This window comes from Vibrio sp. SSH13-20 (assembly GCF_040104475.1).
Taxonomy (GTDB): Bacteria; Pseudomonadota; Gammaproteobacteria; order Enterobacterales; family Vibrionaceae; genus Vibrio; species Vibrio harveyi.
On record NZ_JBECOU010000007.1, the window covers coordinates 134391 to 153093 of the forward strand.

Below are 18703 nucleotides of genomic sequence, written 5' to 3' on the forward strand. Positions count from 1 at the left end.
TGCACTAGAAAAAACGGAGCCTGAGAGCTCCGTTGTTAATCATAAAGTTAGTGTTAAATATTTTTGTATTCATCCAACACCAGTTGGCTAATCTGAGCAATCACTTGGTCACGAGCTTGCAGTGACAGATCGGTGCCGGTGATATAGATACTGATGTAAACAGGCTTGTGATTTTCTTTCCAGATCATCGCGGTGATACCACGTGAGCCAAAACCGCCTGCGCCAGAACGATCTGCAATTGACCAGCCTTTAGGCAACACAGAACGCATTAGAGAGTCAGATACCTTGTTGTCTTGCATCCAGATCTTTAATTGAATGCGAGATTCATACGATAGCGCGTCGCCTTCTAGTAGGGTGTGCAGGGTGTTTACCATGGCGTTAGGTGTTGTCGTGTCTTGCTTGTCGCCCGGTTTCGCTTCATTCAATCTCGGCTCAAAACGGTCAAGTCGGGTTGCTTTGTCTCCAATGGTACGCAAGAACATTGTCACACCACGAGGTCCACCCACACTGCGCAAAACAATGTTGGCTGCGGTGTTGTCACTCATCAGCATCGCGGCTTCACAAGCATGCTCAATGCGAGTCGTTTGACCAGCCATGCGGTCCATCACCGGAGACCACACCACCATGTTGCGTTCTTCTACTTTAGCGGTCGCGTTCTTATCGAGCTTTTCATTATCCATGTCATTGAGCATGGTCGCACATGCGAGTGTTTTGAAGGTGCTCATCATGGGAAAGCGCTCATCGCCACGATAATCCCAATGCTCACCGGTTTGTGTATCCCAAACCGAAACACCGATGCGACCTGAGATATGTTCTTCTATTGCAGCGAGGTCTTCATTGATTTTGGCGGCGTAAGTTGCACTTGAACAGGCTAACAATCCGAGCAGCAGAAATAGCTTTTTCATCGTTGATTTTCTTAGTGTTATTAATACCAGTTCTTACTCTGGTGACATTACCCGGAACTATAACGAGTGAATACTCTAATAACTGTTAGATTCATGTCTTTTTTCTGTAGGAATCTTTGCATATGCCAAGCTTTACCCGTTTTTACGCTTATTGACGTTGTTTTACATGTGAAGGACTAAAGTAAAGTTGTCGATTAACCGAGTAACCAATCATGAAAACAATCCGCAATATCATCTGGGCAATGATCGCTGTGATGTCCGTTTTATGGTTTGCGATGGAGCCGCAGCTTTTCTCTTCCAGCAATGTCTTTGAATGGCGATCTGCCATGATCCAATATTCAGGCATTTTGTCTTTGATGTTGATGTCGGTCACCATGGTGTTGGCAATGCGTCTGCCTGTGGTTGAAAACTGGCTACATGGCATGGACAAAGCGTATCGAGTGCATAAATGGTTAGGTATTAGCGGTGTTGCATTGGGTATTGTGCACTGGCTTTGGTATCAAGTGCCGAAATGGTTGGTTATGTCGGGAGTATTGGCGAGACCAGTAAAACACTCAGGAGCAGGACCTGCTGGTAATTTGTCTGGCATTGAAGCTTGGGTTAGTGGCTTACGTGAATTTGGGCAGAGCCTTGGTGAGTGGGGGTTCTACTTACTGTTGGTGTTGTTGGTGGTTTCTTTGTGGAGTGCGATAAAATACAAACCGTTCAAACTCTCTCACCGTTTGATGTCGGCTGCTTATCTATTGATTGCTATTCATTCCGTGCTGTTGTTAAAACGCGCGTACTGGGGTGAGCCTGTTTACTACGTTACGGTCGCCTTTGCAGTCGTTGGTTCGATCGCCGCACTTTACAGTTTGTTTGGCTTGGTTGGACGTCGGAATAAACACTCCGCTATGGTGACTTCTACACGTTACTTCCCACAAGCAGAGGTGATGGAGTTAGTTTTAAAATCAGACGCGTCTTGGCAAGGACATAATGTGGGGCAATTTGCCTACTTACGCTTTGGTGACGAAGATGCGCATCCATTTACCATTGTATCCGGTAGTGAAAGTAACGAACTGCGTTTCTTAATCAAGGAGCTGGGTGACTTTACCACTGGGCTTTATGAACGAGTGCGAAATGGGGACGCAGTCACGATAGAAGGTCCTTACGGTCGTTTAGCATTTGATTTAGATAAACCGCAAATTTGGGTTGCTGGTGGGGTAGGTATTGCTTCTTTCTTCGCTGCTTTGGAAGCATTAAAAACGAAAGCGAGTAACAATAACGTGCACTTGTTTTATTGTACACGTGGTGTGGATAGCCATTTAGTTGATGAGCTATGGCACCTTGCTCACCAAGCCAACGTCAACTTGCATGTGATAGATACACTGAAAGCACCACGTTTAAATGCTGAACGTATCATCGCGCAATGTGGTCATTTGAATCAATATGAAATGTACTTCTGTGGACCTGAAGCGTTCTCAAAAACATTGAAAAAAGAGCTCGAGGCGTGTCAATTTAATATTGAAAGAAGCTATCACGAAGAGCTGTTTGTAATGAGATAAAAATCGTTATTGAATGAGAAAGGAGCTGAATGAACAGCTCCTTTTGTATATTTGATACTACAGCTCGATACTTTTAACCATGCCAGCTTCCGCATGCCCCGGAATGTTGCACGCGAACTCAACGTTGTTGTCACCGTGGAAATGCCACAGCAACTGCTTCGCTTTACCCGGTTCTACCGTCACAGAGTTGCCCGAGTCGTGCATGTGCCCACCAGTCATTGTCTTCATCATTTCACGATGCTCTAGCTGCTCTTTGGCAGAACCGATAGTGAACTCGTGGTTGATTTTACCCGTGTTCATGACTACAAACTGCACCACATCGTTTGGCTCAATCTTAATATCCTTCTTGAACTTGATTGTCATGTCATCACCTAAGATAACGTGTACCACTTTGTCTGGCTTTGCCCCTTTTGCAGGCATACCAACTGCCGACATGCCCGGCATATCCATCATGTTTGAATGGTCCATTTTACTGTGGTCCATCTTCATGCTGCCGTGGTCCATATTTTTATGCTTCATATTGCCATGATCCATTTGGGCAAAGGCAGCCGTTGTAGTTAGGGCTAGAGCAAGAGTGATTAGTGTCTTTTTCATTTTTATATCCTTGTTTTAATTCATTAATAACTTGGTTACTTCCCCTCAAAACGGATTGTTTGATGGGAAGGTAGGGATTACGCCTTGTTGCCAGTGCGATCTTTGTTGTCGGCGTTTTCGATTTGATTACCAGCTTGCGTACTTGTATGACTAGGAGCTGAGTTACTTGGGCGCAACTCGCGTTGTTTCCACAGCTTGAAGATGGCAGGAAGTACCAAGAGCGTCAGTAGCAGTGCTGATGCCATACCACCAATCATTGGTGCGGCGATACGTTGCATCACTTCTGACCCTGTACCTTCGCCGTACATGATCGGAATCAGACCAATAATGACCGTTAGTACCGTCATCATTACTGGGCGAACACGTAAGCCTGCACCTTCGCGAATGGCATCGGTTAGGTCTTTCGCCTCAAGCTTTTGTTGGCTCTCTTCCGCATCGAGTTTTTTGTAGTGCCACGCTTGGTTGAGGTAGACGAGCATGATGACCCCAATCTCAACTGCGACACCTGCTAGGGCAATAAAGCCGACCCCGACGGCAATCGAGAAGTTGTAGTTGAGGATATGCATGAGCCACAAACCACCGACCATAGCGAGCGGTAGGGTAAGCATGATGATCATCACTTCGCCGACACGACGGAAGCTGAAGTAAAGCAGCAGCATAATGATGGCGATGGTGATTGGTACCACGACACTCAAGCGATCTTTCGCACGCTCCATGTATTCGTATTGACCAGACCAAGCCAGCGAGTAACCTGCAGGAAGCTCCAGTTGATCTGCCACGACCTGTTGCGCTTCCACGACGTAAGAACCAAGGTCACGACCATCGATGTCGACAAACACCCAGCCGTTTGGACGTGCGTTTTCCGTCTTGATCATTGGAGGACCGTCTTCGTAACGAATGTCTGCTACGTCAGCCAGTGCAATACGAGCGCCATTTGGTGTCACTAACGGTAAGTTTTGCAGTTTTACCACTGAGTCACGGTAGTCTTGTGGGTAACGAACGTTGATTGGGTAACGCTCCAAGCCTTCGATGGTTTCACCCACATTCATGCCGCCCACCGCGGTCGAGATCACCTGCTGAACATCTTTGATGCTTAAACCGTAACGCGCTGCCGCACGACGTTTAATGTCGATCGTGACATAGCGGCCTCCTGCTACACGCTCTGCATAAACCGATGCCGTGCCTTGTACACCATTAAGAATTGGCTCCAACTGAGAACCGATTTTCTCGATCACTTTCAGATCGGGTCCGGCGATCTTGATACCGATAGGGGTTTTGATGCCCGTTGCCAGCATGTCGATACGCGTTTTGATCGGCATAACCCAAGCGTTAGTAAGACCAGGGAACTGAACCAGACTATCGAACTCTTTGCGTAGCGACTCGGTTGTTACGCCTTCACGCCATTGATCGCGTGGCTTCAACTGAATCACGGTTTCGATCATGGTGAGTGGCGCTGGATCGGTTGCAGTCTCAGCACGACCAATCTTGCCCCATACGGTTTTCACTTCTGGAACGGTTTTGATCAGCTTGTTGGTTTGTTGTAGAAGCTCGCGCGCTTTACCAATCGAGATACCTGGGTAGGTCGTTGGCATGTACATCAAGTCGCCTTCATCCAGCGGTGGGATGAACTCGCTACCCAGTTTACTGGTTGGGTAGTAAGCCGACGCCATTAGACCCAATGCAATAACAATCATGGTCTTAGGGTATTTTAAGCTGGTGTTCAACAACGGGCGGTACAACGCGACCAAGCCGCGGTTAACCGGGTTTTTGTGTTCCGGTAACACCTTACCACGAATGAAGTAGCCCATAAGAACAGGGACGAGTGTGATTGCCAAACCTGCTGCCGCTGCCATGGCGTAAGTCTTAGTGAACGCAAGCGGCGAGAACATCTTGCCTTCCTGACCTTCTAAGGCGAACACCGGTACGAAGCTAAGTGTAATGATCAGCAACGAGAAGAACAGCGGTGCGCCGACCTCCTCTGCGGCTTTGCCAATTACTTGCCAGCGGTTCTTGTCGGTCAGTGGCGTTCGTTCAATGTGCTTATGAACGTTTTCAATCATCACGATTGCGCCATCCACCATGGCACCAATGGCTATCGCAATACCACCCAAGGACATGATGTTGGCGTTGATGCCTTGCCAATGCATCACGATAAACGCACTAAGAATTCCGACAGGTAGACTCAGAGCGATAACCAATGAAGAACGAATGTGGAATAGGAACAACGCACACACAATCGCAACGACGATGAACTCTTCTGCAAGCTTCTTCCATAGGTTTTCTACCGCTGAATCGATAAGGGTAGAGCGGTCGTAGGTTGCCACAATTTCTACGCCTTCTGGTAGGCTGCGTTGTAGGTCTACAAGTTTGTCTTTGACTTTCGCAATCACTTCACTGGCGTTTTCACCAAAGCGCATCACGATAACCCCACCCACAGCTTCACCTTCGCCATTCAACTCAGAGATACCACGGCGCATTTGTGGACCAAGGTTAATGTCTGCGATGTTTCCTAATAGTAACGGCGTGCCTTTCTCGGTGACTTTTAGAGGCAGTGATTTGATGTCTTCAATGCTGGTTAAGTAACCCGTGGTACGAACCATGTGTTCGGCTTCCGCAACTTCGATAACGGACGCGCCGGTTTCTTGGTTGCCGTTTTGGATTGCCATGTTCACTTGTTGCAAAGTGAGGTTGTAAGCACGCAGCTTGGCAGGATCAATCTGTACTTGGTATTGCTTCACCATACCGCCCACGGTAGCGACTTCAGAAACGCCATCAACGGTTTGCAACTCGTACTTCAAGAACCAGTCTTGCAGGCTGCGAAGATCAGCCAAATCATGCTTGCCGGTTTTGTCTTGTAATACGTAGCTGTAAACCCAGCCTACGCCTGTCGCATCAGGACCTAAGGTTGGTTTTGCGTTCGGTGGGAGCTTTGGTGCTACTTGGCTTAAGTACTCCAACACGCGAGAACGTGCCCAGTACATGTCGGTATCATCGTTGAAAATGATATAAACGTAAGAGTCACCAAAGAAGGAGTAGCCACGAACCGTCTCAGCACCCGGCACGGCAAGCATGGCGGTTGTGAGTGGGTAAGTGACTTGATCCTCGACGACTTGAGGAGCCTGACCTGGATAGCTTGTCTTGATGATCACTTGCACATCAGAAAGATCCGGAATGGCATCAACAGGCGTATTCTTTACACTGTAAAGTCCGCCTAATACAAGAGCTAAGGTCGCGATCAACACTAAGAAACGGTTGCTCAATGACCAACGAATAATTGCACTGATCATAGTGATTCCTCAACCGCCTCTGTTGCTGGCGTTAGCTGTTTAAGAATGTAATCAGATCCTTGTTTTTCAACTAGAAACCGAACTTTTTCTCCTTCTTCAAAACCTGATAAATCCACCTCTTCACCGACAGAGAAGTTCATTTCGCCCGCATCCCAATTCCATTCTGCTACTGGTAGGTGGTTTAAGGTAATCATGCCAAAATCAGCCATCAGCATCGTGATGTCACCAGTTAGCCAAACTTCAGCTGCAATGACGCTGTTGTCTGCCTTATAGTCAACGATTTGGTACTGACCAGATTCTGTTTTCTGCATTTCAAATTCGATAGCCTGACCTTTTTTCAAGTCACCCATCTCGACGCCATCAGCAAAAGTAAAGTTCATCACCATGCCTGGCCAATCCCATTCTGGTACCGGCTGGTGGTTAATAGTCAGCATGCGGTGATCTCTCATTACATCTGTGATTTCGCCTTTTGCCCATGCCGTTTCTGCCGCTGCTTCTATGCCGTTGATGCGAGACAGATCTGCTGACTGGCTTGATTCAGAGTCAAGCATGAAGTGAGATGACGTTACGATCTTGTCGTCTTGTTTAAGTCCTTGTAATACTTCGATTTGTTCGCCAGCTTCACGACCGACTTCAATTCGAGCAGAACGGTATTTGCCATTACCTTCAGCCAGAACAACGCGAGTCATACCGCCGGAGCGAATAACGGATGACTTAGGAATGGTTAATACCGCATCGTCAGTGACAGGCTGCAACGCGATATTGGCAAACATGTTAGGCTTTAGATCGCCATTTGGGTTAAGGAACTTGAGACGTACGCGTAACGTACGTGTTTTAGGGTCGAGGATTGGGTACACGTAATCCACGACACCTTGCCATTCAGTACCCGGAATGGCGTCAAGGGTCATCGTGGCTTGAGAGCCGGCTTTCATCCAATGTGCTTGACGCTCAAAGACTTCCGCATCAACCCAAACATTGTCCAAAGGACCAGCACTGATCACCGCTTGAGCCGGAGACAAATAGCCACCTTCTCGCACGTTTAAGCTCGCGATAACACCATCAGCAGGTGCTTTAATTTCAATGGTTTGGGATGCTTTACCACGACGGGTAATGGATTTGATTTGTACACGGTCAACACCAAGCGTTACTAAGCGCTCGGTCGCCCCTTTCACTAGTCCTTTACGACCAGTACGGTAAGCATTCAGCAGTTCTTCCTGTGCCTTAACCAGTTCCGGAGAGTAGAGAGTGAAAAGCACATCGCCTTTCTTCACCTTCTCACCCACAGCATTGATGTAGAGTTTTTCTACCCAACCCGCAACACGAACGTTGGTTTGCCATAACAGACTTTCATCGAAGGCGATATAACCAACCGTTTCGATGCGTGGTGATAACTGTTGTCGTGCCACGTTTGCGGTTTTGACCCCGAGATTATTTTCTACTGAAGGATCGATAGTCACCGTGCCGGGCGCCTCTTGTTCACCGGATAGGTCTTCTGCGTAAACCGGAATCAAATCCATGCCCATTGGAGATTTACCCGGTTTATCACGTTTGTAGTTGGGATCCATTGGAGCAACCCAATAGAGTGGATCATTAGAACTTGCTGCGGAAGTTCCACCCATCGCACTCATGTCGTGAGCTGAGCCCGCAAGAAAATGATTAGCACCAAACCCTAAAGCACCACCAACAATCAGCGCGATGGTTGCAACTTGTAATGTTTTCATTCTTATACCTTATTTTCCCGTTTGCGCATGACGCTACAGCGTTGTTGACTGCTCTATATCGGTCACATACTTGTAGCCCCAACGTTTTTGGGAATCACAAATTAATATGTCGAGATAGAGCGAGCTTCTGGAGAGGCCACTTGATAATCGAAACCACCGAGTAGGGTGGCTAAATTGCTGTTTGCGATGTTGAGATCGGTGAGCAGACGTTGTTGCTCTAATTGCAGAGCCAATTCGTCTGTCGTGGCTGAAATCACATCGTTAAACTGCGCTGTGTTGTTTTGGTAGCCCCGCTCAACGGCTTGAATGCGCGCTTTCGCTTGGGGCAATAAGGTGGATTGGTAACGTTCTAAACGTTGGGTTAAGTTGCCGCGATCAACCAGCAAAGTGTTCACCTTGGCATTCATCTGCGTTAATAAGGTGTCTTTTTGTGATTGTGCTGCACCAACTTGGTATTGTGCGGCAGCGAGATTGCGATCTTGGCGATCACCCGTGAACAGTGGAATGTCCATGGTTAGATAAGCGCTGACCAAGTCTGATGCTGGCTCACCCTTCATGTTATTGGCTTGACGATAAGCGTACATAACCTCCACACCAAACTGCGGGTTATAAGCTTGTTCAGCAATCTCTACCTGAGTTTTATTGGCAGAAATACTCACATCGGCCATTTTAACCATTGGGTGCTGACTAAGTTGTTGGTAGTGCTTGGTGGAATCTTTGCTGGAAGCAAGGTTGCTATTCAGTGTATCCCAGTTGAGTTGATTGGTAGCGTACAGAGCCTGTTCCGTCGCTAACCAGTCCGAGCCTAGCCATTCCGAAAGCTGAGAAACAAGGCGTCGCTGCATTTGCGCATTGGCTTGCAGTTTTTCATCCAGCTTGCTCACTTGTAATTGAGCGTTGAGTAGGTCTTGCGCTTCACTCTTACCAATCGAATAGTTGGTTTGAATAAAGCTTTCCATCTCCTTCATCAACTTGCGGTTCTCAAGCAAGATTTGCTCAGCTTTTTGCTGATATCCAAGCTCTAACCATAGTTGAGTCATGCTGTTGGCAACTTCAAGTTCGCGAGCATGAACTTGAAGCCCAAGTCCATTGGCTTGTTGATTGGCTTTCTTCTGTTGCAGATCGAGCGTGGAGCCACGTTCGAATTGCTGCATTAAACCAACAGAGATGTTGGTCATTGGGTCGTCATCGAACTTAAAGCTGTCGACAGGTAAACCACCAAAACCCACTTTGAGTTTTGGATCCATCAAGGTAGAACTTGCAACACCCGTTTCACGCATCGCAGCGGATTGCGCTGAATATTGTTGGCGGTTGCCATCATTGCTCAGGGCAACATTGATCAGTTGCGCGAGTTTTTTTGATGATGTGCGCATCTCTGGCGCAGTAAGGTTTGCTGCTTTGGTTTCTTTGCTCGGCACTTTTGTATTTGGCATCGCCGCATTCACCAAAGTTGGAGCAGAAACCAAAGCCAAGGCACACATAGGTGCAGCAAGGCGGTATGGTCTAAAATCCATAATCTAAATCCAGTGTTTGCCGAAACGACGAAGAAGGGGTTGGCTTAAAGCAGAAACAGTAATCCAGATTTATCTGCGTCGTATTGGCACATTAAAACCACCTGCGATAGCTACGCAGGGTCGAATGCAATACAGATTTAAATTATTGGAGGTCGGTACAGGTCACGGCTGACGTGTACAACAGGGGAGGTGACTTCAGGAGTAATTGCCGCGCGATAAACGATCGGCAATGCGCGATTGACAGGGACAGGTAGGGGGAGGAAAACCAGAGAACAAGCCGCCGTGCAGCAGGTGTGAACCATGCCGGAGCCTCCACCGCAGTTCATTCGGCTTTCTCTCACTTCACCGTCTTCGGTGATGGATACGTCCATCATTCCGGGCATGCCACAATGTTCACTGTCGTCCATCATCATAGATTGTCCATGATTCATCACGCCATTTGACATCATTTGGATGTTCATCAAAGGGGCACTATTCGCCACGCTTGATACTAATAGCATCAGCGTTGTGAAGAGAGTTAACCAAGTTGTATGCAGCGATTTTAGGCGCATACCTTTTCCCGTGTATTTGATTAAATGATGAAAACCACTCGATTCTAAAGGTTAACCTTAGGGTAAGGTCAATGTTTTATTACTCTTCTTATCAAAATAGTTCAGCCAACCATTTTTCGCATTATCTGACGAGTAAAACGTTTGTTGAACACTGATTCCTAGGACTTCGCGCAAGAAGCTCATTCTTTTTATGACACGTAAAAAATGTGGTTTATAAGTTTTACATCACACTAACTTGTCTTACAAATGATTATCCTTATAGAATGCATGGTTTTACTTGTGCAGATTTGGATTTGCTTTGCTGCGGGGGTTGCATGATAGAAATTGTCATCGATGGAAAATATAGAATTGTAGAAGAGGGTTTAACCCTTTTAGAAGCAGCAAAAGTGTGTGGGGTCGAGATCCCATCGCTGTGCGGAATGAACAAAAGTAATGAAAAAGTGCCGTGCGACTTGTGTGTGGTTGAAGTCGAAAGTGGCGGCACTAAACGCGCGTGTGAACTCGAAGTTTACCGTGGTCTCAATGTGGTTACGCAATCAGAGCAGTTAAGCGAGCACCGCAGAAAAGCACTTAACCGCATCATGACGGACCATTACGCCGATTGTGAAGCGCCATGTAAAACCGCGTGTCCAGCGGGTGTGGACATCCAATCCTACCTTTATCACATCGCACAGAACGATCATCAAAAAGCGATTGAAGTGATTAAGCGTACGCTTCCTATGCCGTTATCGATTGGTCGTGTGTGTCCGGCATTCTGTGAGAGCGAATGTCGCCGCTCGTTAGTCGATGAGCCTATTGCAATTCGTCAGCTTAAGCGTCATGCCGCGGATGCGGATTTGTCTGCGCATGAAGCCTATGTACCAGAAAAGAAATCAAGCAAAGGTTTGAACATTGCCGTCGTAGGCAGTGGTCCTGGTGGTCTAACGGCTGGCTACTACTTATCGAATGAAGGCTACGACGTCACTGTCTTTGAATCCATGCCAAAAGCGGGCGGTTGGTTGCGTTATGGTATTCCTGAATATCGCCTACCAAAAGACATTCTCGATAAAGAAATCGAACTGATGTGCCGCAATGGCATGCAGGTTCGCACCAACCAAAAACTGGGTGTGGATTTCACGCTTTCTCAATTGAGCGAAGAATACGATGCAGTGTGTTTAGCTGTCGGTGCGTCTCAAGCGGTTGAAATGCATTACACAGGCAGCGACCTTGAAGGTTGTTACCTGGGTGTTGATTACCTGAAAGATTACGTTACTGAGCAAAACTACGTCACGGGTCAGAAAGTCGCGGTGATTGGTGGTGGTAATACGGCAATTGACTGTGCTCGTACTGCGCGTCGTGCTGGTGCAGACACCACGTTGATTTATCGTCGTACACGTGACGAAATGCCGGCAGAAGACTACGAGATTGTCGAAGCGGAACACGAAGGGGTGAAATTCCACTTTTTGACCAACCCAGCAGAAAACCTTGCCGATGAAACCGGACGCGTGAGTGCGATTCGTCTAGAGCGCATGGCGTTGGGTGAGCCGGATGCATCTGGTCGTCGAAGCCCTAAACCAACCGGCGAGTTCTTTACCGAAGAGTTCGACACCGTGATTGCGGCAGTATCGCAAAAGCCGGATCTGAGCTTCCTCGAAGGCGAAGATTTGTCGATCCCACTTACGCGTTGGAACACCTCCGATGCAGATGAAAAGACCATGCACACAGGCACGGGTAACATCTTCAGTATTGGTGATTTCCGCCGTGGTCCAGCAACGGCAGTTGAAGCAGTGGGTGATGGTCGCGTTGCGGCAAAAGCCATTGATCTGTTTTTGAATGGCGATATGGCAGACATGCCAAAGGCGGCGTTCAACTCACGAAAAGAGAAGAAACTTTCTCAAGTCGATCCGCTTCACTTCGAGAACATCCAAAAAGTCGCTCGTTCTATCATGCCTGAACTGACTCCAGCACAACGCGAGCAAAGCTTCGCTGAAGTGGAGTTAGGCTTTGATAACGAAGAAGCGATGAAGGAAGCTGCGCGCTGTCTAGAATGTGGTTGTCAGGCAAATACCGATTGTGCGCTGCGTGATTACTCCACCGAATATGAAGCTGAGCAAAGCTTTGACTTCTCTTTGCAGATTAAATCGCATCAAGATTGGTTAGATCTTCGTGCTAAAGACTTGCGTCATAAGTACGAAGTTGACCGCAGTTCTGAGTTTATTGAGTTTGATGCTAACCGCTGTATTAGCTGCGGTCAGTGCATCCAAGCGTGTCGCGACAAAGCCGTGCACGGTGTACTGAACTTTGTGTGCGACAAACAAGGTCGCCCTGCGTTACGTCCAGACGATCGTCCACACTTTGGAAGTAACAAGAATGGTTTAACTCTGATGGGCGATTCGAACTGCGTGCAATGTGGTGCGTGTGTTCAAGTGTGTCCAACGGGCGCGATGGTCGATAGTCGTGACCGTTCGCAAGGTCGTACTGAAGATCTGAAAGCGGTCGACACCATTTGTACATACTGTGGTGTGGGCTGTAAGTTGACCATGTTCGTGGACGAAGCAACCAATACGATTCGTTACGTGAAAGGCGGTGACTCGCCGGTGAACCAAGGTATGCTGTGTGTGAAAGGGCGCTTTGGTTTTGACTTCATTGGCAGTGAAGAGCGTCTTACCACGCCATTGATTCGTAAAGACGGTTGGTTGCAGCCTGCAAGTTGGGAAGAGGCGATTCAGCTGGTTGCGAGCAAGTTCTCTGGCATCAAGCAAGATTTTGGCAGCAACGCATTAGCGGGTTTCTCTTCAGCGAAAACCACCAACGAAGACAACTACGCGTTCCAAAAATTTGTCCGCCGTGAATTGGGCACCAATAACGTCGACCACTGTGCGCGTTTGTGTCACGCATCGAGTGTAACCGGTCTTGAGGCATCACTCGGTAGTGGTGCAATGACCAACGACATTCCGAGCATTAAGCACTCTGATGTGATCTTTATTATTGGTTCGGATACCACATCGGCGCACCCGATTATCGCTTCACATATCAAACAAGCAATTCGTCATCACGGCGCTCGTTTGATTGTAGCTGACCCGAAACGTGTCGATATGGCAGAGCATGCTGAGTTGTACATGGCGCACCGTCCGGGTACGGATGTGATGCTCCTGAACGGCGTCATGCAACAGATCATCAAGAACGGTTGGTACGATCAAGAGTACATCGAAGAACGTGTCGACGGCTTTGATACCTTACTGCAAGAGGTGATGTCGCCAGCTTACAACCTCGATAAAGTGGAGTTGGTTACAGGTGTTAAAGCCGAAGACATTCAAGCAATGGCGCGTATGATTGGCACGGCAGATCGTACCGCTGTGTACTACTCGATGGGTATTACTCAGCACACGACAGGTCATGACAACGTGCGTTCTATCGCTAACCTGCAATTACTGTGTGGCAACATCGGTATTGAAGGTGGTGGCATCAATCCGCTACGTGGTCAATCAAACGTGCAAGGCGCGTGTGATATGGGCGCTTTGCCAAACAGTTTCCCGGGTTACCAAAAGGTATACAACCCAATTGTGCGTCAGAAGTTTGCGATTGAATGGAACGCGCCAAATCTGCCTTCTGAGCAAGGTCTAACCTTGACAGAAATCATTGATGCGGCTTGCCATCGTGACGTTCGTGGTATGTACATCATGGGTGAGAACCCAGTATTGAGTGACCCGAACCAAGCGCATGTGATTGAAGGCTTAGAAGCGCTCGATTTCTTGGTGGTTCAAGACATCTTCCTAACGGAAACCGCTCAATACGCGGATGTGGTTCTGCCTTCTTGCTCGTTTGCAGAGAAAGCGGGGCACTTCACCAATACGGAACGTCGTGTTCAGCGTGTGAATCCGGTTGTAACGGCACCGGGTGAAGCGAAAGAAGATTGGTGGATTATTCAAGAAATCGCCAATGCAATGGGCAGTGATTGGGATTACCACTGCGTGTCTGATATCACTAACGAGATTGCACGAGTGACGCCTCAATACGCAGGTCTTCGTTGGGAGGCGATAACGCCAAACGGAGTGCAGTGGCCGAGCAACAAGAACAACCCAGCAGGTACTCGCATCATGCACCAAACCCAGTTTACTCGTGGTAAAGGTCAAATGGTGGGCGTACCGTTCCGTTATGCGGCTGAGCTGCCAGATGAGGAGTATCCGCTTGTGTTAACGACTGGTCGTGTGCTTGAGCAGTTCCACACCGGCACTATGACGCGCAAAACCAAAGGGTTGGATAATCTTGCTGGTCCACGTGCGATGGTGAGCGTGGAAGACGCAGAAGCGCTCGGCATCAGTAATGGTCAGCGTTTGAAGGTGTCTACACGTCGCGGCAGCATTGAGATTGATGCCTTTGTGACTAAGCGCATTCAAAAAGGTGTGGTGTTCATTCCATTCCACTTTGTTGAATCCCCGGTGAACCGTCTAACGACAACGGCGACTGATCCGCATGCGAAGATCCCTGAGTTCAAGGTCGCTGCGGTTAAAGTGGAAGTGAGCGAAAAGGTTCTACATACAGAGCCTGCAACGGAAGCGGTTCATACTATTTAAGCTGATACGCTACGTATTGGTCAGCGACGCACTGGCGAGTTAGCAAACTACATATAAGCTTATGATATGTAATCGCTAAATGAGCCGTGCGTGTGCTGAGAGTCATTAAATGGATCATGTTGTTTTTACCCGCTTCAATTTGGCTGGTGGCAAGGCAATATCATGATATCTGGTGGGCGGAGAATCTGACCTCGATTCCCGCCCTCATTTTATTCGTCTATTTCAGTCTCGCTATCGCGCTTTTAGTCTTTCGTCGCTGGGCGAAGGCACTTACCTCAATTGTGATCAGCGGTGCTTTTGTTCCATTTCTCTTACCTGCACACATCAACCGCAGCGAAGCCTGTGAGCACCCACTGACAATCATCCAGTTCAATCTGTTCTACGAAAACCCAGACATCAATCAGTTTATTAACTACTTGCTAAAACATCCCGTGGATTTGGTGGTGATGCAAGAGCTCTCGCCACAAGTAGGGAATAAGTTGCACCTTCTCGATGACATTTATCCTTTTTATTACGGAGGGCAGCGTGGCATTGGTTACCCTTCTAACCAGATGATTCTAAGTCGTTATCCTTTGGAGTCAGTCTCGATTTATCACACCCCTGATGGGCAAGAAGTCATTCGCGCTGTATGGCAAGTAGATGAGCCTATTACTTTGATGACAGCACATCCTCCTTCGCCAAGAACTGAGCTGTTGTGGCAACGCAGAAATGCACTGATTCGAACCATAGAAACTCTTACTGATTTGTACCCAACACCGGAAATGATTGTGATTGGGGACTTTAACCTATCTGCAGTAAGTCCTAGGTTTAATGAGTTGTTTTCACGTTTTCATTCCCAACCTGTCGCCAGTTGGCCTGCGTCACTCAAAGGCATATCTATCCCCTCGATCGCGATGATAGGCATCGATCACCTTTGGCTTAAATCAGAAAAGGCTGACAGAAAAATTTGCTCACGTTTATCGTCGAGCCAGCCAAAGGGGTCAGATCATAGGTTAGTTACGACTCTAATAGGACAATGAACTGGTACTTTTTAATGGCAAGATGATCAAAGAACCAAAGTTTCTAATTATTTAGAATGAGGTTAGATTGTGCTACGGCTTGTCATGGAATTGACGGATTCTGGCCGTCGCTTGTTATTTGTGTGAATTCTTTAACCTAAACTTCATCCGCTTTCTATACTGAAAGTATACCCAAGCCGTTCTTATGCAATCAGTACGCAAAAGTGGATCGGGTATAACAAGAAATTCATAACGATAAGAGGCAACTTGCATGACAAGAACTACCTCAGCAGTGTTAATACTTATTTTAATGAGCGCTTACTTTGCCTATAACCGCTTTTACGTTTATCCGCAAAAGTTAGAAACGCAGGCGGAATCGATGCTGATCCAAATGGCGAACCGAGAAGAGTGGCTGGATGTACATGAGATGATGGCGCGTGTAGAAGAGCACAAAGCTCATCTAGAACTCAATGCCGACATTACCTCGACCAACGGTAAGCGGGCTTACAGTGAAGGTTATATCACTTACAGCGACCGCAGCCGAAATATCTGCAAGCAAGTAGTCTTCAATTTTAAAATCAACTCACTAAGAAGCTACATAATCTCTGATTTGCATGATTGCTCTTGGGGCGAATACTACTGAATGCTGCATCTTGAAGTCACTTGTATATAGCATGGTGAGTAGCTGATATCTTTCAATCGTCCCTTTACCAAGTAGCGAATAAACAAAAGCCCGATGTTGAATATCGGGCTTTGTCGTTTCCGGATTCGACTGTCATCGATATGAGTTACCTCGGTTTAATCACCAAGAGGCTGTCTTTCCAAACCGCCACGATAAGAGTCGAGGGCAACTTTGAGTCGACGAAGTTTATCGCGCGAGCGTCGCTTATGATTAACGGCTAACGCCATCGAAAGTACATCAACCAAAGCCAACATCGCGTAACGAGAAGCCGATGGCTTGTAGATGAAGTCCGTCTCTTGGTGCTCAATAGGCAGAACCAAATCGGCTTGCTCAGTCAAAGGCGTGTCTTTCGGAGTAATCACAATGACTTTTACGCCGTATTGCTTAGCTAATTGTGCGGTTTCAATGATGGCAGGGGTATAGCCAGTGGCTGAGATCATCACCAACACATCGTTCGCGTCTGCCGTCGCTGCAATCATGCGCGATAACAAGCCATCGTTGTACGCCACAACAGGGTAGCCCAGACGGAACAAACGATGTTGCATCTCCTGTGCTGCAATGGTTGAGCCGCCACCCATACCAATACAGATCACTTGTCTTGCGTTGTGCAGCCAGTTCACGGCAGTGTCGATATCTTCTTCAACAATCAAGCTGCGGTTTACATCAAGGGATTGCTTGATCGACTCATAAATGCCTTGGTAGCCACTTTGGTCAGGCGGCTCAAGGATGAATCGTTGCCCAACCGTTAAGGTTTGTGCCAGTTTGATCTTCATATCACGTACGTTTTTACAGCCAACAGCTTTGGCAAAACGGGTGATGGTGGCTTCACTCACTTCTGCGCTTTCTGCCAGTTCAGTAATGCTGGCATTGGCGGCAGTTTGAATGTCGTCCATGATCAACTTCGCGACCTTCTTTTCGGCATCGCGCAGCGCACTGAAACGTTCAGTGATTTGAGAGATAATATCGACTTCTAAACTCAATCTGTGTTCCTATCTATTGCATGGAGGCGATTGTGCCGCCTCCACTGGTTTGGCATGAAGTATAACGAAAAGCCTCACTAAGCTCATCATCAGAAACGGGTTTTCACCCAATGAGTGACTTGATACTCATCATCACAAACCGCCACGGCACGCCACTTATCAAACGTTAAACATGGGTGAGAGGTTGAGAAGGCAATCATATCACCCACTTGAAGGTCGCTGTTTGCGTCTACTTCGATGAACGCATGCTGATCCATCACCGCGGTCGTTACCGCACTTTCAATAGAGATTGACTCACCATCGCGGTAAGCACGCTCGGGGATTGGCAATCCAGCATCAAACGCCACGTCACGTTTGCCAAAGCCGGCAACTAGCTTGGTTGGCTCAGGACGAGAAATCACATAAGCCCAAAGCTCTAGTGCCGATTCTAAATCACCACCTAGATCACACGCCGCACCTTGGTTGTTTTCAGCGCGCTGCATGACTTTGTTTTGTGCGTCTAGGTAAATGCCTGTGTCATGAATCGCGTAGCAACCTGGGCGAATGACGGCATCAAAATCCTCTAGGTTGGCAAAGCATTCAGAAACTACGTCATACCAAGCAGAGCCAGCGCCAGTGACCAGAGGTTTAGACTCAATCAACTTGTCGTTTTGTAGTTGGGCTGCGATTTCTAATGTGGTGTTGAGGAAGTTACGGATGTCCTGCTCAGCATTGTCACCATGAATGACACCTTCGTAAACCTCGATACCTTTGAGTGTAAGGTGAGGTTGCTGGTGGATGAGTGTGGCGAGCTCAACCACATCTTGTTGATTACGGCATCCACAGCGACCGCCTTCGACACCAAACTCAATCAGTACATTAAGCGGCAATTGATGCTCAGCGAAGGCACGCTCTAGCGCTTTGACGTTTCGGCTTGAATCCACACAGCAATAGAAGTTGATTCCATGGGTTTCAATCAGGTTGGCGATGATAGTCATGTTTGCGCGCCCAACTAGTTGGTTCGCCATGATGATGTTTTTCGCTCCGCCTAGCGCCGCAATCTCTGCCTGAGCCGGCGTTGCGACGGTAATGCCCCAAGCGCCGTTTTCTAATTGCTGCTGAAAGAAAGCGGGAGTCATGGTGGTTTTACCGTGCGGTGACAACTTCACTTTGTGCTGATTGGCAAAACGCTGCATCCAATCGAGGTTGTTCTTCAATGATGAAGATTTGATCACCGCTGCGGGCAGGGTGATCTCTTCATGGATCAAGCTGTGTAACCCATCGGAATTGCACGCAACAGGTTGAGCCTTCTCTCCGTAACCTGGCGTGGTAACACACTCATTATGATAGTTTTTATCACACTTTTGGCGATTGTCTTTCATGGCGCACCTACTT

General features: G+C 47.7%; 12 protein-coding genes. 4 read left to right on the top strand and 8 right to left on the bottom strand.

Going from position 1 to position 18703, the window contains the following annotated elements; all coding sequences use genetic code 11:
- Positions 1–53 precede the first annotated feature (53 nt).
- A complete protein-coding gene (blaCARB, locus tag ABMY42_RS19600; protein WP_349266685.1) occupies positions 54–905 on the bottom strand; it encodes a CARB/PSE/RTG family carbenicillin-hydrolyzing class A beta-lactamase in 852 nt (283 codons plus the stop codon).
- A 212-nt stretch (positions 906–1117) separates the two neighbouring features.
- Here blaCARB and ABMY42_RS19605 point away from each other — a divergent pair, with 212 nt between their 5' ends.
- Entirely contained in the window at positions 1118–2449 is a 1332-nt protein-coding gene (locus ABMY42_RS19605) for a ferric reductase-like transmembrane domain-containing protein (protein WP_274884260.1), read from the top strand.
- A 57-nt stretch (positions 2450–2506) separates the two neighbouring features.
- Here ABMY42_RS19605 and ABMY42_RS19610 read toward each other — a convergent pair whose 3' ends face one another.
- The 5 genes from ABMY42_RS19610 to ABMY42_RS19630 all read right to left on the bottom strand — a co-directional run bounded on the left by ABMY42_RS19610 (position 2507) and on the right by ABMY42_RS19630 (position 10116).
- Positions 2507–3043, bottom strand: a complete 537-nt coding sequence (locus ABMY42_RS19610; protein ID WP_349266686.1) for a copper-binding protein — start codon at positions 3041–3043, stop codon at positions 2507–2509.
- Between the two features lie 77 nt (positions 3044–3120).
- Entirely contained in the window at positions 3121–6330 is a 3210-nt protein-coding gene (locus tag ABMY42_RS19615) for an efflux RND transporter permease subunit (RefSeq protein ID WP_349266687.1), read from the bottom strand.
- Positions 6327–8051 carry an efflux RND transporter periplasmic adaptor subunit gene (locus ABMY42_RS19620; protein WP_349266688.1) on the bottom strand — a complete coding sequence of 575 codons (1725 nt, stop codon included), beginning with the start codon at positions 8049–8051 and terminating at the stop codon, positions 6327–6329. The genes ABMY42_RS19615 and ABMY42_RS19620 overlap by 4 nt, the downstream gene beginning before the upstream one ends.
- A 101-nt stretch (positions 8052–8152) precedes the next feature.
- On the bottom strand, positions 8153–9565 hold the full coding sequence (locus ABMY42_RS19625) for a TolC family protein (protein ID WP_349266689.1): 1413 nt from the start codon (positions 9563–9565) through the stop codon (positions 8153–8155).
- 137 nt (positions 9566–9702) lie between these two features.
- Positions 9703–10116: a hypothetical protein gene (locus tag ABMY42_RS19630; RefSeq protein ID WP_009697106.1), complete on the bottom strand. Its 414-nt coding sequence runs from the start codon at positions 10114–10116 to the stop codon at positions 9703–9705.
- 314 nt (positions 10117–10430) lie between these two features.
- On the opposite strand from ABMY42_RS19630, the gene fdhF reads away from it, so the two are divergent.
- From fdhF to ABMY42_RS19645, 3 genes are all read left to right on the top strand, one after another.
- Entirely contained in the window at positions 10431–14669 is a 4239-nt protein-coding gene (gene fdhF / locus ABMY42_RS19635; RefSeq protein WP_005452565.1) for a formate dehydrogenase subunit alpha, read from the top strand.
- 92 nt (positions 14670–14761) lie between these two features.
- Complete coding sequence (locus ABMY42_RS19640) at positions 14762–15688, top strand: endonuclease/exonuclease/phosphatase family protein (RefSeq protein ID WP_349266690.1); 927 nt, start codon at positions 14762–14764, stop codon at positions 15686–15688.
- Between the two features lie 250 nt (positions 15689–15938).
- Positions 15939–16310 (top strand): hypothetical protein, encoded by a 372-nt coding sequence (locus ABMY42_RS19645; RefSeq protein WP_193222983.1) that lies wholly within the window; start codon positions 15939–15941, stop codon positions 16308–16310.
- A 155-nt stretch (positions 16311–16465) separates the two neighbouring features.
- Here ABMY42_RS19645 and ABMY42_RS19650 read toward each other — a convergent pair whose 3' ends face one another.
- Complete coding sequence (locus ABMY42_RS19650; RefSeq protein ID WP_005425077.1) at positions 16466–17329, bottom strand: MurR/RpiR family transcriptional regulator; 864 nt, start codon at positions 17327–17329, stop codon at positions 16466–16468.
- An 89-nt stretch (positions 17330–17418) separates the two neighbouring features.
- On the bottom strand, positions 17419–18690 hold the full coding sequence (locus tag ABMY42_RS19655) for an amino acid deaminase (protein WP_349266691.1): 1272 nt from the start codon (positions 18688–18690) through the stop codon (positions 17419–17421).
- Between the last annotated feature and the right edge of the window lie 13 nt (positions 18691–18703).